At 59.7% G+C, this 16,386-nt stretch carries 10 protein-coding genes; 9 read left to right on the top strand and 1 reads right to left on the bottom strand.

The features are described from left to right. Positions 1-161 precede the first annotated feature (161 nt). The 7 genes from recC to ACW9JC_RS21655 all read left to right on the top strand — a co-directional run bounded on the left by recC (position 162) and on the right by ACW9JC_RS21655 (position 12,809). The gene (gene recC, locus ACW9JC_RS21625; RefSeq protein WP_457457448.1) at positions 162-3,614 is read left to right on the top strand and encodes an exodeoxyribonuclease V subunit gamma; all 3,453 of its coding nucleotides are present in this window, start codon (positions 162-164) and stop codon (positions 3,612-3,614) included. Beyond that, complete coding sequence (recB, locus tag ACW9JC_RS21630) at positions 3,611-7,303, top strand: exodeoxyribonuclease V subunit beta (RefSeq protein WP_457457450.1); 3,693 nt, start codon at positions 3,611-3,613, stop codon at positions 7,301-7,303. The genes recC and recB overlap by 4 nt, the downstream gene beginning before the upstream one ends. Then, positions 7,300-9,408, top strand: coding sequence for an exodeoxyribonuclease V subunit alpha (gene recD, locus ACW9JC_RS21635; protein ID WP_457457452.1), 2,109 nt, complete (start codon positions 7,300-7,302; stop codon positions 9,406-9,408). The genes recB and recD overlap by 4 nt, the downstream gene beginning before the upstream one ends. 109 nt (positions 9,409-9,517) lie before the next feature. Continuing rightward, complete coding sequence (locus ACW9JC_RS21640) at positions 9,518-10,093, top strand: YfiR family protein (RefSeq protein ID WP_338584578.1); 576 nt, start codon at positions 9,518-9,520, stop codon at positions 10,091-10,093. Beyond that, the gene (locus ACW9JC_RS21645; protein ID WP_457457454.1) at positions 10,090-11,358 is read left to right on the top strand and encodes a diguanylate cyclase domain-containing protein; all 1,269 of its coding nucleotides are present in this window, start codon (positions 10,090-10,092) and stop codon (positions 11,356-11,358) included. The genes ACW9JC_RS21640 and ACW9JC_RS21645 overlap by 4 nt, the downstream gene beginning before the upstream one ends. A 56-nt stretch (positions 11,359-11,414) precedes the next feature. Next, on the top strand, positions 11,415-11,867 hold the full coding sequence (locus tag ACW9JC_RS21650) for an OmpA family protein (protein WP_457457461.1): 453 nt from the start codon (positions 11,415-11,417) through the stop codon (positions 11,865-11,867). A 150-nt stretch (positions 11,868-12,017) separates the two neighbouring features. Beyond that, complete coding sequence (locus ACW9JC_RS21655; RefSeq protein WP_457457456.1) at positions 12,018-12,809, top strand: CatB-related O-acetyltransferase; 792 nt, start codon at positions 12,018-12,020, stop codon at positions 12,807-12,809. Here the strand turns inward: ACW9JC_RS21655 and ACW9JC_RS21660 are convergent. Beyond that, the gene (locus ACW9JC_RS21660) at positions 12,757-13,704 is read right to left on the bottom strand and encodes a LysR family transcriptional regulator (RefSeq protein ID WP_338584582.1); all 948 of its coding nucleotides are present in this window, start codon (positions 13,702-13,704) and stop codon (positions 12,757-12,759) included. The two genes, ACW9JC_RS21655 and ACW9JC_RS21660, sit on opposite strands and share 53 nt — an antisense overlap. Before the next feature lie 149 nt (positions 13,705-13,853). Between ACW9JC_RS21660 and ACW9JC_RS21665 the strand changes: the two genes are divergently transcribed. Together ACW9JC_RS21665 and mmsB are read left to right on the top strand one after the other, a co-directional pair. Next, a complete protein-coding gene (locus ACW9JC_RS21665; protein ID WP_457457458.1) occupies positions 13,854-15,380 on the top strand; it encodes a CoA-acylating methylmalonate-semialdehyde dehydrogenase in 1,527 nt (508 codons plus the stop codon). A gap of 10 nt (positions 15,381-15,390) precedes the next feature. Beyond that, on the top strand, positions 15,391-16,278 hold the full coding sequence (gene mmsB, locus ACW9JC_RS21670) for a 3-hydroxyisobutyrate dehydrogenase (RefSeq protein ID WP_338584584.1): 888 nt from the start codon (positions 15,391-15,393) through the stop codon (positions 16,276-16,278). Positions 16,279-16,386: the final 108 nt, after the last annotated feature.

The following is a 16,386-nucleotide window of genomic DNA, read 5'->3' on the forward strand; positions in this document are numbered from 1 at the left end:
CGTCAAGATTAAATTCCGAAACCCCAATTGCGAAAGCAGTTGGGGTTTTGTTTTGCCCGCAGGAAAGTTCGTACAACAACCTCGGACAGGTCCACGCTGTCACAGTCTCCCGACAATGCTAAGGTTCGGCCCTAGCATTTGTATTTTCCAAGGAAGCCTTTATGCCGGACGCGACGTCCCTCAGTGCTGGTTTTATGGTGGTTCACGGCAACCGCCTGGACGAATTGCGCAGCCTGGTGGTCAGCTGGATGCGGCGTTATCCGTTGGCTCCCTTGGAAAATGAAATCGCCCTGGTGCAGAGCAACGGAATAGCCCAATGGCTAAAGTTGGCACTGGCCGAAGACGCTGAAGATGACGACATGGGCGGCTGCGGAATCGCCGCCGCCATCGACGTGCAGCTACCCGGTAGCTTCATGTGGCAGCTTTATCGCATGGTCTTGGGGCGTGATGAAATTCCAGTCAAATCGCTGCTCGACAAAGCCCCGCTCACTTGGCGTCTGATGCGCCTGCTCCCGCAGTTGATCAATCAACCGCACTTCGAACCGCTACAACGATTTCTTACCAACGACACTGATCTGCGCAAGCGCTATCAATTGGCCGAACGCTTGGCGGACTTGTTCGACCAGTATCAGGTGTACCGCGCCGACTGGCTCGAAGACTGGGCGGAAGGTCGTCATCAGTTACGCAATGGCAGAGGTGAAACGAAACCGCTGACCTCGGCCAATTGCTGGCAGGCAGAATTGTGGCGCGCGCTGCTACTGGATGTCGGTGACGAAGGTATGGCGCAGAGCCGTGCCGGTGTCCATCAGCGGTTTATCGAGCGCATCAACAGTCTCGACATCGCCCCCGATGGATTGCCCTCCCGAGTGATTGTTTTCGGGATTTCCTCCCTGCCTGCTCAAGCCCTGGAAGCCTTGGCCGGGCTGGCTCGATTCAGTCAGGTTCTGCTGTGCGTCCATAACCCGTGTCGTCACCACTGGGCAGACATCGTCGCCGATAAGGACCTGTTGCGGCATCAGTACAAACGACAGGCTCGCAAGAGCGGCATGCCGGTTGTCCTCGATCCGCAAACCCTTCATCAGCACGCGCATCCATTATTGGCTGTATGGGGCAAGCAGGGGCGCGACTACATCAACCTGCTCGACAGCTACGACGATCCCAACAGCTATCGCTCGGCGTTTCGCGACGGTCGCATCGACTTGTTCAGCGACAGCCTGCCTTTGAACATGCTCAACCAGTTGCAAGACGACATCCTCGAATTGCGTCCATTGAACGAGACGCGCGAACGCTGGCCAGCCGTAGATCTTGAGAAAGATGAGTCGATCCGTTTTCACATCGCTCACAGCGCTCAGCGTGAAGTAGAGATCCTTCACGATCAGTTGCTCGCGCGTTTCAGTGCCGATCCACAATTGCGTCCTCGCGATGTGATCGTGATGGTCCCGGATATCGACAGTTATGCCCCGCATATTCGGGCGGTATTCGGTCAACTGGAACGTAATGATCCACGCTTCATTCCCTTCACGCTGGCTGACCAAGGCCAGCGCGGGCGCGATCCACTGCTGATCGCTGTCGAGCATCTGCTGAAGCTGCCCGATAGTCGTTTCCCGGTCAGCGAGATCCTCGATCTGCTGGACGTTCCGGCGCTACGTGCCCGCTTTGGTGTCGAGGAGCGCGACCTGCCGACACTGCACCGCTGGATTGAAGGCGCTGGCATACGCTGGGGTATGAATGCCGAGCAGCGTGCAGGCCTCGGTTTACCTGAAGCGCTGGAGCAAAACAGTTGGCGTTTCGGCCTGCGACGCATGTTGCTGGGTTATGCCGTCGGCAGTGCCAGCGCTTGTGCCGGAATCGAGCCTTACGATGAGATCGGTGGTCTCGACGCTGCGCTCATCGGCCCGTTGGTTGCGCTGCTGGATGCGTTGGAAGTTGCCCATCAGGAACTCACGCAGCCGGCGTCGCCACAACAATGGAGCCTGCGCTTGCAGGCATTGGTGTCGCTGTTCTTCCAGGCCAGTAACGAGCACGACGACTTCTTGCTGACTCAACTGGAAGAGTTGCGCGAAGCCTGGCTCGAGAATTGTGAATCGGTAGGCCTGCAAGATGAGCTGCCGCTTACTGTCGTCCGTGAAGCGTGGCTTGCCGGTCTTGATCAGGGGCGTTTGTCCCAACGCTTCCTCGCCGGTGCGGTGAACTTCTGCACCTTGATGCCGATGCGAGCGATCCCCTTCAAGCTCGTGTGCTTGCTTGGCATGAACGATGGCGACTACCCGCGTGCGCAACCGCCGCTGGACTTCGACCTCATGGGCAGTGACTACCGCCCCGGCGATCGATCGCGACGTGAAGATGATCGCTACTTGTTGCTCGAGGCGCTGCTGTCGGCACGAGACCAGCTCTATATCAGTTGGGTCGGCCGCAGCATTCGTGATAACAGCGAGCGCCCGGCATCGGTCCTGATCGGCCAACTGCGTGACCACCTTGCCAGTGGCTGGAGATTGAGCGATGCCGACGAAGACCTGCTTGAATCCATCACTCAAGAGCATCCGCTGCAACCTTTCAGTGCCCGTTATTTCCATGAAGGCGATGAGTTGTTCAGCTACGCCAATGAATGGCAGGTGCTGCACCACGCTACGGCACAAGCGATGGATATCGAGATCCTTGAGCCTCACGTTCAGGAGGAGCCGCTGGGCCTCGGGCAACTCCAGGATTTCATGCGCAACCCGGTGCGGCATTTCTTCAGTCAACGCTTGAAGGTGTTCTTCGAGTCCGCCGAAGAGCCTTTGGCGGATGAGGAGCCCTTTGTGCTCGACGCCTTGCAACGCTATAGCCTCAGCGACAGTTTGCTTGAAGCTGCATTGGCTGATCTGGACGACACCGATCAGGCACTTGAAGCGCAGGCCCGACGTTTGCAAAACAGCGGGTTGCTGCCCATGGCCGGATTTGGCGAATGCCTTCAACGAGAGCTGATCGAGCCGTTACCGGATCTGCTGCAGCGTTACCAGCAGCTTCTGGCTTTATGGCCAACACCATTGACCAGTGCTCTGCCGGTGAGCCTGGAGTTGCATGGCCTGCGCCTTGAAGGTTGGCTCAGCGGCCTGCATCAACGGGCTGATGGTGGTTTGCTTTCCGTCACCACGATCCCCAACAGCATCGGTTCGATCAAGTCGCGTAAATGGCATCGCCTGACGCGGCCCTGGGTCAATCATCTGGTCGCTTGTACCAGCGGTCTGTCGATGACCACGGCGTTGGTGGCCAGTGACGACAGTCTGCTACTCGCTCCAATGGAGGCGGAGTCAGCACGACGGATGCTGGGCGACCTGTTGCAAGCCTGGCAATCCGGTATGCGTCAACCCCTACCGATTGCGGTCAAGACAGCCTTCGCCTGGCTCGGTCAAACCGAACCGGTCAAAGCTGAAGCGGCAGCTCGCAAGGCCTATGAGGGCGATGGATTGACCACGGACGGTGAACGACGCGAAAGCGTTGCGCTGGCTCGTCAATTTGCCGATTACGATGCGTTGGTCGCCGACGAGACTTTCGTCGATTGGTGCAATGCGCTCTACCGACCATTGTTTGAAGCCCCTTGGCGTTCGATGTCCAGCGAGGAGGCGCGCTCATGACCACCAAGACACCGCTTGCCCTTGCATTCCCGCTGCGCGGAAGTCAGTTGATCGAAGCCAGCGCCGGGACCGGCAAGACCTTCACCATTTCCGCGCTGTACCTGCGCCTGGTCCTTGGTCATGGCGGGGAAGACAATGGTTTCGGGCGTGAATTGTTGCCTCCGCAAATCCTGGTCGTGACCTTCACCGATGCCGCCACGAAAGAGTTGCGCGAGCGTATTCGCACTCGCCTGGCTGAGGCCGCCCGTTTTTTCCGTGATGAAACCCCGGCACCCGACGGCCTGATTGCCGAACTGCGTGAGCAGTACTTACCCGAGCAGTGGCCCGGCTGCGCCAATCGACTGGACATTGCCGCGCAGTGGATGGATGAAGCTGCCGTTTCGACGATTCACAGTTGGTGCCAGCGCATGTTGCGCGAGCACGCGTTCGACAGTGGCAGCCTGTTTACCCAGACCCTGGAAACCGATCACAGCGATTTGCTCGGTGAAGTCCTGCGCGACTACTGGCGTCTGTTCTGTTACCCGATGCAGGGCGATGCGCTGAATTGGGTGCGTAGCAATTGGGGTGGCCCGGCGGCGTTGCTGCCGCGCGTTCGCGGACTGTTTGCCAGCGAGCGCGACAACGTTGAAGGCAAAGAACCTGCCGAGCTGATCACCGAGTGTTTGCAGGAACGACGGGTCGCATTGCTGGAACTCAAGATGCCTTGGCGGCAATGGGCTGATGAATTGCTCGCCATCTGCCACGAAGGCGTCGCGAGCAAGAGTGTCGACGGTCGCAAGATGCAGGCGCGTTACTTCGAGCCCTGGTTCGAGAAGATCAAAGCCTGGGCAGAAGACGAATCCCTTGAGCAACTGGACATCGGTACCGGCTTCACGCGGCTGACTCCCGACGGCATGGCGGAAGCCTGGAAGAAAGGCGACGTCCCCAACCATCCAGGGCTGGACGCAATGCCTGCTCTGAAAGCCTGTCTTGATGGTTTGCCGACACCGGATGCCGCTGTGCTGCAACACGCCGCCCATTGGGTCGGCGCACGGTTTGAGGAAGAAAAGCGTCGTCGTGCGGAAATGGGCTTCGACGACATGCTTCTACGCCTCGATGCAGCATTGCAAGCCGATGGTGGCGAGCGCTTGGCGACCTTGATCCGCGAACAGTTTCCGGTGGCGCTGATCGACGAATTCCAGGACACCGACCCGGTGCAGTACCGGATCTTCGAGAGCATCTATCGCATCGAAGACAACAATCCCGAGAGCGGCCTGTTCCTGATCGGTGATCCGAAGCAGGCGATCTACGCCTTCCGCGGCGCCGACATCTATACCTACCTGCGCGCCCGTCAGGCGACTTCTGGTCGCTTGCATACGTTGGGCACCAACTTCCGATCCAGTCACGGCATGGTCAGCGCCGTGAACCATGTGTTTGAACGCGCCGAGACTCGCGAAGCGGGGCGCGGAGCATTCCTGTTCCGTGAGCGCAATGGCGATAACCCCGTGCCGTTTTTGCCCGTCGAGTCCCAGGGGCGCAAAGAGGTTCTGCACATCGACGGTCAGGTCGTGCCCGCGCTCAACATTTGGCACTTGCCTGCCGAGCAGCCATTGTCCGGCGCGGTGTATCGACAACAATTGGCTGCCACGTGTGCCAGCGAAATCACCGCATTGCTCAACGGTGGGCAACAGGGTCGGGCCGGGTTTGTGCGGGACGGCAAGGATTTCCGAGGGCTGCTTCCCGCGGATATCGCGATCCTGGTTCGCGATGGCAAGGAAGCGCAGGCCGTGCGTGCCGAGCTCTCTGCGCGCGGTGTGCGCAGCGTCTATCTGTCGGACAAGGATTCGGTGTTCGCTGCCCAGGAAGCTCACGATGTGCTGACGTGGCTCAAAGCCTGCGCCGAACCGGATGTCGAACGTCCCCTGCGCGCCGCATTGGCCTGCATCACGCTGAATCTTTCGTTGCCGGAACTGGAGCGACTCAATCAGGACGAATTGGCCTGGGAAGCACGGGTCATGCAGTTCCGCGGCTATCGCGAGATCTGGCGCAAGCAGGGCGTGCTGCCCATGCTGCGCCGCTTGCTGCATGACTTCCAGTTGCCCCAGGCATTGATCGCGCGCAGCGATGGCGAGCGGGTGTTGACCAACCTTTTGCACCTTTGCGAATTGCTGCAACAGGCCGCCGCCGAGCTGGATGGCGAACAAGCGCTGATCCGTCATTTGTCCGAGCATCTGGCGCTGTCCGGTCAGGCCGGCGAAGAGCAAATCCTGCGTCTGGAAAGTGATGAGCAACTGGTCAAGGTCGTGACCATCCACAAGTCCAAGGGGCTTGAATATCCTTTGGTGTTCCTGCCGTTCATTTGCTCGGCGAAACCCGTGGATGGCAGCCGCTTGCCGCTGCATTACCACGACGCCACCGGCAAAGCCCAAGTGACCTTGAGCCCGACCGCCGAGTTGATTGCCCTGGCCGATGATGAGCGACTGGCGGAAGACCTGCGCTTGCTTTATGTAGCCCTGACACGGGCGCAACATGCCTGCTGGCTGGGGGTGACGGACCTCAAGCGTGGCAATAACAACAGCTCGGTGCTGCATCTTTCGGCGTTGGGTTATCTGTTGGGTGGCGGCGCAGCATTGAGCGAGTCTTCGGGACTCACTCGTTGGCTGCAAGACCTGCAACAGGACTGTCCTGCGCTGGGCTACGGCGAAATGCCTGAAGCTACGGCTGAGCATTACCAGCCACCGCAGAACGAAGCGGCCTTGCTTGCCCCGTTGATTCCGAAACGCAAGGCCAGCGAAAACTGGTGGATCGCCTCTTACAGCGCCCTGCGCCTGAGCGACAACCTGAGCATCGGCAGTGATGAAGCGCCCGAGAGTCCACAGGCACAGAAGCTCTTCGACGATGAGCGTCTCGATCCGCAGGCTCCCCGGGAGATGGTTGCCGGCGGCGCGGATATCCATCGATTCCCCCGAGGTCCGAATCCGGGCACCTTTCTGCATGGCTTGCTCGAATGGGCTGGCGACGAAGGTTTCGGCGCCACGCCGCAGGCCGTGGAGGACGCCATCGCCCGTCGCTGTAATCGTCGCGGCTGGGAAGGCTGGATAACCACGCTCAGCGACTGGCTGCAGCATTTGCTGAAATCACCGCTGCCTGTAGGTGTCGGGCAATCCCCGGTGATGCTTGAGCAGCTGACCCAATACCAGGTCGAAATGGAGTTCTGGTTCGCCAGCCACAAGGTCGATGTACTCAAACTCGATGCGCTGGTGTGCCAATACACGCACAACGGCGTTGCCCGGATGGCTGCCGAACCGGTATTGCTCAACGGCATGTTCAAGGGCTTCATCGACCTGACGTTCGAACACGAGGGCCGCTACTACGTCGCCGACTACAAATCCAACTGGCTCGGCATTGACGACCTGGCCTACACCGAGCAAGCCATGGAGCAGTCGATCCTCGACAATCGATACGACTTGCAATACGTGCTGTACCTGTTGGCCCTGCATCGCCAGCTCAAGGCCCGACTTGCCGATTACGATTACGACCGGCATGTCGGCGGCGCGTTGTATCTGTTCCTGCGCGGTACGCGCGCGCCCAGTCAGGGCGTGTATTTTGCCCGTCCGCCGAGAGAGCTGATCGAGCGACTGGATCGGATGTTTCAAGGTAAACCGGAGCCGAAGGCCGAACCGGCGTGGGAACAGGGAGTATTGCTATGAGCCGCACCTTCGCCGATCTGTTGCCCACGCCGTTGGCTTCTGACAGCCTGGCCGACCTCGCCCCGTTGAATCGCGCCGACGATCTGCTGCTGTTGCTCACGCGTTGGGTCGAGCGTGGCTGGTTGCGCGCGCTGGACAAAGCCTTCGTTGCCTTCCTTCATGAACTGGCACCGGATGATGATCCGTTGGTGTTGCTGGCGGCGGCTTTGACCAGTCACCAATTGGGCCATGGGCATGTCTGCCTGGATCTGTTCGAGACTTTGAAAGAACCGGACTTCGCCCTGTCGCTGCCACCGGAAGGTGATCTGCAGAGTGGCGCGATGTTGCTGCCCTCTCAATTGCTTGAGGCGCTGGACGGCGCGCATTGGTGCAAGGTGCTGGCCTCCAGCAGCCTGGTCGCCCTGGCGGCCGATGGGCGTGAGGCCGCGCAGCAACGACCGTTGGTGTTGTCCGGCAAGCGCCTGTACCTGCGCCGCTACTGGGCATACGAGCGGCGCATCGATCACTCGCTGCGTCAGCGTCTGGCGGAGCACGAAGCAACGCCGGTCGATTTGCTCCAGCGCCTTACCGGTCTGTTCGGTCCGGCCAAACCCGGTGAAGTGATCGACTGGCAGAAACTTGCCTGTGCCCTCGCTACACGTGGCGCTTTCAGTATCGTCACCGGTGGTCCGGGCACCGGCAAGACCACCACGGTCGTGCGTTTGCTGGCGTTGCTCCAGGCACCGGCCGTGGAGGCTGGCAAGCCGCTGCGCATTCGGCTGGCCGCGCCGACTGGTAAAGCCGCAGCGCGCCTGACCGAGTCGATCAGCCAGCAGGTCCAGACGCTGAAAGTCAGCGAAGACGTACGCAATAAAATCCCGTCAGACGTCACCACGGTTCACCGCCTGCTTGGCAGCCGGCCCGGTACGCGACATTTCCGGCACCACGCGGGCAATCGCTTGCCGCTGGATGTGCTGGTGGTGGACGAAGCCTCGATGATCGACCTGGAGATGATGGCGAATCTGCTCGACGCGCTGCCACCTCACGCCCGACTGGTGCTGTTGGGGGACAAGGACCAATTGGCGTCGGTAGAAGCCGGTGCGGTGCTTGGCGATTTATGTCGCGATGCCGAGGCCGGCTGGTACAACCCGCAGACACGCCAGTGGCTGGAGGCGGTCAGCGGCGAAAGCCTGGAGACAAGCGGGTTGCAGGAGGACACCCAGGGCACTCATCCACTGGCCCAGCAAGTGGTGATGCTGCGCCACTCGCGCCGGTTTGGCGAAGGCAGCGGCATTGGCCAATTGGCCCGTTGGGTCAACCAGCAGCAGCCCGAAGAGGCGCGCAAGTTGCTGGCGGCGCGCAGTCACGGCGATGTGTTTTGCCTGTCCCTCAAGAATGAACAGGATCGGGCGCTGGAGCGTTTGTTGCTCGAAGGTCATGGCGATGGACCGCAGGGCTATCGGCATTACTTGAGCCTGCTGCGCAATCAGCGACCAGCGCTCGACAGTCCGCTGGAGGATTCATGCTGGACTGATTGGGCTCGACAAGTCTTGCAAGCCTTCGATGCCTTCCAGTTACTGTGCGCGGTCCGCAAGGGGCCGTGGGGTGTGGAGGGGCTGAACCTGCGCGTGACCGAGGCGTTGCTCAAGGCCCGGCTGATCGATAGCGACCAGCAGTGGTACGAGGGACGGCCGGTGCTGATGACGCGCAATGATTACGGCTTGGGCTTGATGAACGGCGATATCGGCATCGCGCTCAAACTTCCCGAGCGTGATGGACCAGAAGCGGGCAAGCAGGTACTCCGGGTGGCGTTCCCGCGCAATGACGGGCAGGGCGGGGTGCGTTTTGTTCTGCCAAGTCGACTCAATGATGTCGAAACCGTTTACGCCATGACGGTGCATAAATCCCAAGGTTCGGAATTTGCTCATACTGCGTTGATTCTGCCGGATGCCCTGAACCCGGTGCTCACCAAGGAGCTGATCTATACCGGCATCACCCGGGCCAAGGACTGGTTCACCTTGATCGAACCGCGTGCCGGTGTGTTTGAAGAGGCGGTGAGGCGCAAGGTCAAACGCTTGAGCGGGTTGATGCTGGAGCTCAAGGAGGGTGGCGATACCCCGGAGTGAAATACGCGCTGGAATCTGTCCGAAGTGCCATGGTGCGCGGTCTCGCTGGGGTTCCAGCGCTATGCTATCGTTGCGGCATCATTTAGTTACGATCGAAGAGAATCCCTGCATGAAGGTGGCTGTCTGGACGACAGAGCGTGTGATTGGTTGCAAACAAGCACTGCTCGCCGGCCTTCTCTGTTTGTTGTCTGGTGCCGTTTGCGCGCAACCACAAACCCCGCCGAGCATGGCCGATCAGCGTGCCCGGTCGGTTACCCAAGTCGTTCTCGGAATTCTCAGTTACGCCCGTTGGCCGGTTGAGCCAGCACAACTTCGCCTGTGTGTGGTCGGCCCCACCGAATACACCGATGATCTGGTCAAAGGCACGACTCAAGCGACGGGCCGGCCCGTGACCGTGCAACGGCTTTTGGCCGACAACCCATCCATCGCCGGTGAGTGCGATGCGGTGTACATCGGCAAATTGACCAGCGAAGAGCGCAGTCAGCTATTCGCCTCGCTGATCGGACGTCCCGTTCTGAGCATCAGCGAAAGCGACGATCAATGCACCGTAGGCAGTCTGTTTTGTCTGCGAGTCGCTGATGATCAGGTGTCCTTCGAGGTCAATCTCGATTCCGTCGCCCGCAGCGGTGTGCGCATTCATCCGAGCGTGCTGCAATTGTCCCGTCGCAAACCGGCGGCGCCATGAGTTTATTCAAACCGGGTATTCGTCCGAGTCTGCACTCGGTCATCGGTCGCGGTCATTTGATCGTTGCCCTGGTGGGCGTGGCGATGGCCAGTGTTTCACTGACACTGCTGGGCGTTTTAGCCTTGCGGGTGTATGCCGACCACAACCTGCACCTGATCGCGCGCTCGATCAACTACACCGTGGAAGCGGCGGTGGTGTTCAACGACAAAGCCGCCGCCACCGAGGCGCTGGCATTGATCGCCTCCACTGAGGAAGTGGCTGATGCCCGGGTCCTGGATTCACGAGGCCAGTTGCTGGCGCGCTGGCAGCGACCGGAAACCGGATTGCTGACAACCCTCGAAATGCAACTGGCCAAGGCCTTTCTGGAAAAACCCATCAGCATGCCGATCGTTCATCAGGGCCAGGAAATTGGCAGCATTGAACTCACCGGACATGGCGGCAGCCTGATGCGCTTTTTGCTCAGCGGTCTGGTGGGGATTGTCCTGTGCACGGCAATCAGCGCCTGGGTGGCGCTCTACCTGGCTCGCCGGCAGTTGCACAGAATCACTGGGCCATTGCGCAGCCTGGCCTCGGTGGCTCACGCCGCACGCAGCGAGCGAGCCTTTGACCAGCGTGTTCCCGCCGCCGCCATCGCCGAGCTAGACAATCTGGGCAACGACTTCAATGCCCTGCTCGATGAACTCGAGTCTTGGCAGACTCACCTGCAAAGCGAAAACGAAACCCTCGCTCACCAAGCCAACCATGACAGTCTCACAGGCTTGCCGAACCGGGCATTTTTCGAAGGTCGTCTGAAGCGCGCGGTGCGCAACGCCCATAAACTGAATGAGCGGGTGGCCGTGCTGTTTCTCGACAGTGACCGGTTCAAGGAAATCAACGACAGCTTCGGTCATGCGGCGGGCGATGCGGTGCTGGTGGCCGTGGCTGATCGGGTCCGGGCACAGCTGCGCGAAGAGGATTTGGTGGCTCGATTGGGCGGTGACGAATTTGCCGTGCTGCTCACGCCTCTACACAAGACCGAAGACGCCGAGCGGATTGCCGACAAAATCATTGTCAGCATGGAAGAACCGATTTCATTGCCGGACGATAACCAAGTGTTGACCTCACTCAGTATCGGCATCGCCGTGTTCCCCGATCATGGGGCCACACCGGACGCTCTGCTCAATGCTGCCGATGGAGCGATGTATCAAGCCAAGCGCCTTGCCCGAGGCGCACAGCACACGGCAGGGTCGGAGCACTTTGTCGCCGACGTTCAAATCAGGAGCTGATTTTCGTGTTCTCACTTATTCCACAGTCCTTGCGACTTTTTACCATCACGCTATTGATGGCGGTGTTGTCGCTGTCCGGTTGCCAGTCGGTGCCGCAAAAAGGCCTGACCCCGGCGCAGATTGCCGTATTGAAACAGCAAGGTTTCGAGCTGACTGACGAGGGGTGGGCATTCGGTCTGTCCGGCAAAGTGCTGTTTGGCAGTGACGTCGATAGCTTGAATGCGCAGAGCAGCGAAATCGTCTTGCGCATCGGCAAGTCATTGCTGGGTGTCGGGATCGAGCGCGTGAGAGTCGATGGTCACACCGATGCGTCGGGTAAAGAGTCCTACAACGAACAGCTTTCCCTGCGTCGCGCAAAAAGTGTCGGCACGGTGCTGACCGCTGCCGGCATGAAGCAGGAGAACATCCAGTTACGGGGGCTTGGCAGCAGCGAGCCCGTGGCCTCCAATGACACCGCTTCCGGGCGCACTGAAAACCGCCGGGTATCGATCGTGGTGAGTGCTGATTGATCATTTGTACAATTTGTTGTTGTATCAGTTCTGAAACATGACAAAGGTAGGCTCAGGGACCGATCCGAATTTTTCATTTGGTTTTTAATCGTTTTTATCAGCAGGGCGTTTCACAGCTTTGTTGATACTTCGTAGGCGCCAGTTCTCTACATGAAAAAAATAATAAAATTGTGCCGCAATTACGTTTGGAAGCGCTGGCTTCGCCAATATAAATGCAAGTTGGCTGGCGGGGTTTCGTCGCTCAGCGCGAGAACGACTTTGCTGCTTGAAGAAGGCGTTTTGCTTGGCCATGTAGCCATCGACGCCAAACGATTGAGTATCGGTGCCCACACCTATATTCGCAGCGATTGCGTGCTGACTACGGTTTCCTCCATCGGGCGGTTTTGCTCTATTGGCAATAATTGCTTTATCGGCCAGGAAAAAAACACTCACCCCTCGACCTGGCTCAGTTCACATCCCTTCCAGTACACAAACACACGCTTATCCTACGAGCCTGTCGTTGCTAACGTAACTATCGGCGATGACGTATGGATCGGTCACAGCGCCATGATCATGGAAGGGGTCACGGTTGGCACGGGAGCGGTTATCGCGACCCGCGCACTGGTTGTTCACGATGTGCCGCCCTATGCGATAGTCGCCGGCGTCCCGGCGAAAGTGGTCAAGTACCGGCATCCTCCCGAAGTGGCCGCCAGATTGCTGGAAAGCAAATGGTGGGAGTGCGATATGGATTTTCTTCAGGGCTTGTCACTGGACGATCCCGAGGCGGCTTTGCCGGAAATCCTGGGCAAGCATCACGACAACCCGGCCAGCTACAAACAGCTGGAGGTCACACGACGAGGCTGTCGAGTATTGCCCCCTGAATCTCGCCGCGAAGTCGGTATCGAGTCGCTCAATCTACAAACCGCAATTCCCCCGTCTCACCCAGCAATAGCGGGCCATTGAGCTCAGTGACCTCCCTGATGTAATCCCACAACAGGGTAATCCGCTTGAGCTTGCGCAGGTCTTCGCGGCAGTACATCCAGAACTGCCGGGTGATGTTGATTTCTTGCGGCAGTACCGGCAGTAAACGCGGGTCCTGGGCGGCGAGGAAGCAGGGCAGGATCGCCAGGGATCGCCCTTGCTGCGCCGCCACGAACTGCGCGATCACGCTGGTGCTGCGCAAATTGGCGCTGGCGCCGGGGAGCACGTTTGCCAGGTACAGCAGCTCCGAGCTGAAGGCCAGGTCGTCGACATAACTGATAAATGAATGTTTACCCAGGTCTGCCGGGCGGCGGATGGCCGGGTGTTTGTCCAGGTATTCCTGGGTCGCGTAGAGCTGCAAGCGGTAATCACAGAGTTTGCAGCAGACGTACGGCCCGTGTTCCGGACGTTCCAGAGCGATGACAATATCGGCCTCGCGCTTGGACAGGCTGATGAAGTGCGGCAGCGGCAGGATGTCCACCGAGATCGCCGGATAGGCATCGACGAAATGGCTGAGCTGCGGGGTGATGAAAAAGCTGCCGAAACCTTCGGTGCAGCCCATGCGCACATGCCCGGACAACGCCACGCCGGAGCCCGAAACCTGCTCGCACGCCATGTGCAGCGTGCTCTCGATCGACTCGGCATAGCCAAGCAAACGCTGGCCTTCAGCGGTGAGGACGAAGCCGCTGGTCCGGGATTTCTCGAACAGCAAGGTGCCCAACGAAGCTTCCAGCGAACTGATGCGTCGCGACACGGTGGTGTAGTCGACCGCCAGGCGCTTGGCGGCGGTGCTGGCCTTGCGGGTCCGGGCGACTTCAAGGAAAAACTTGAGGTCATCCCAGTTCAGCGAGCCTAAAGACGTGATGTTTTTTTGCATGATGGACCGGCTTTTATGTGCGTTCTTATTAGAAGTTTGCACATCTATACTCCAAAAACAGCCCGACAACCAATTCGCGGCACACGCCTCATCGCAAGGCGACTTTCTCGCCTTGGCTCTCTAGATAACAACAAGTCCAGGAGACCCACATGAACGCATCGCTCACGCCTAACGAAACCACCGTGCAAAAGGTCAAGCTGTTGATCGACGGCCAGTGGGTCGAATCCAAGTCCACCGAGTGGCACGACATCATCAACCCGGCCACTCAGCAAGTGCTGGCCAAGGTGCCATTCGCCACCGCCGAAGAAGTCGACGCGGCCATCAGAGCGGCCCATCGTGCCTTCCAGACCTGGAAGCTGACCCCGATCGGCGCGCGCATGCGCATCATGCTCAAGCTCCAGGCGCTGATTCGCGAACACTCCAAGCGTATCGCCGTGGTCCTGAGCGCCGAGCAGGGCAAAACCATTGCCGACGCTGAAGGCGATATTTTCCGTGGCCTGGAAGTGGTCGAGCACGCCTGCTCCATTGGCAGCCTGCAAATGGGCGAATTCGCTGAAAACGTCGCGGGCGGTGTCGACACTTACACCCTGCGCCAGCCAATCGGCGTGTGCGCCGGCATCACCCCGTTCAACTTCCCGGCGATGATTCCACTGTGGATGTTCCCGATGGCCATCGCCTGCGGCAACACCTTCGTACTCAAGCCGTCCGAACAGGACCCGATGTCGACCATGCTGCTGGTGGAACTGGCTATCGAAGCCGGCATCCCGGCTGGTGTGCTGAACGTCGTGCATGGCGGCAAGGACGTCGTGGACGGACTCTGCACTCACAAAGACATCAAGGCGGTTTCCTTCGTCGGTTCGACCGCGGTCGGTACGCATGTCTATGACCTGGCCGGTAAGCACGGCAAGCGCGTGCAATCGATGATGGGCGCCAAGAACCACGCCGTGGTGCTGCCGGACGCCAACCGCGAACAAGCGCTGAATGCGTTGGTCGGTGCCGGTTTCGGTGCCGCCGGGCAGCGTTGCATGGCCACGTCCGTGGTGGTGCTGGTGGGCGCGGCCAAGCAATGGCTGCCGGACCTGAAAGCGCTGGCGCAGAAACTCACCGTGAATGCCGGCAGCGAGCCGGGCACCGATGTCGGCCCGGTGATCTCGAAAAAGGCCAAGGCGCGGATTCTTGACCTGATCGAAAGCGGCATCAAGGAAGGCGCCAAGCTGGAACTGGATGGTCGCGAGATTTCGGTTCCGGGCTATGAGAAGGGCAACTTTGTCGGCCCGACCCTGTTCTCCGGCGTGACCACCGATATGCAGATCTACACCCAGGAAATCTTCGGCCCGGTGCTGGTGGTGCTGGAAGTTGCCACGCTCGATGAAGCCATTGCCCTGGTCAACGCCAACCCGTTCGGTAACGGCACCGGCCTGTTTACCCAAAGTGGTGCGGCGGCGCGTAAATTCCAGACCGAGATCGACGTCGGCCAGGTCGGCATCAACATCCCTATTCCAGTGCCGGTCCCGTTCTTCAGCTTCACCGGTTCCCGAGGCTCGAAGCTCGGCGACCTCGGCCCTTATGGCAAGCAAGTGGTGCAGTTCTACACTCAGACCAAGACCGTCACCAGCCGCTGGTTTGATGATGACAGCGTCAACGACGGTGTGAACACCACCATCAATCTGCGTTAAGGAGCCGGACATGAAAATCGCTTTTATCGGTCTCGGCAACATGGGCGCGCCGATGGCGCGCAACCTGATCAAGGCCGGCCATTCGTTGCGTCTGGTCGACCTGAACAAAACCGTGCTGGCAGAGCTGGAACAACTGGGCGGCAGCATCAGCGCGTCGGCCCGTGAAGCGGCGCAGGACGCGGAACTGGTGATCACCATGTTGCCGGCTGCCGTGCATGTTCGCGGTGTGTGGCTGGGTGAAGACGGCGTGCTCGCCGGTATCGGCAAAGGCGTGCCGGCGGTGGATTGCAGCACGATTGATCCACAGACTGCCCGTGACGTGGCTGCCGCTGCGGCCAAGCAAGGTGTGGCCATGGCCGACGCGCCGGTTTCCGGCGGCACGGGTGGTGCGGCGGCCGGGACACTGACGTTCATGGTCGGCGCCACCCCGGAACTGTTCGCCACGCTGCAACCGGTACTGGCGCAAATGGGCCGCAACATCGTCCATTGTGGTGAGGTCGGCACCGGGCAAATCGCTAAAATCTGCAACAACCTGCTGCTGGGGATTTCCATGGTCGGCGTCAGCGAAGCCATGGCGCTCGGCGATGCCCTGGGCATCGACACCAAGGTGCTGGCGGGCATCATCAACAGTTCCACCGGACGCTGCTGGAGTTCGGAGATGTACAACCCGTGGCCGGGCATCGTCGAAACGGCGCCGGCGTCACGCGGCTATACCGGTGGCTTTGGTGCGGAACTGATGCTCAAGGATCTGGGGCTGGCGACGGAAGCGGCGCGTCAGGCGCACCAACCGGTGGTGCTTGGCGCAGTGGCCCAGCAGTTGTATCAGGCGATGAGTTTGCGTGGGGAAGGTGGCAACGACTTCTCGGCGATCATCAATAGCTATCGCAAGCCCCAATAGGGGCTGTTTCCGGGAATCCGCGTCGGGCGGGTTCCCGGTTTTTTATTTGGCAGAAAGAAAAGATCGCAGCCTTCGGCAGCTCCTGCAGGATGAACTCAATCCACTGTA

Source organism: Pseudomonas sp. SDO5591_S426, assembly GCF_054070755.1.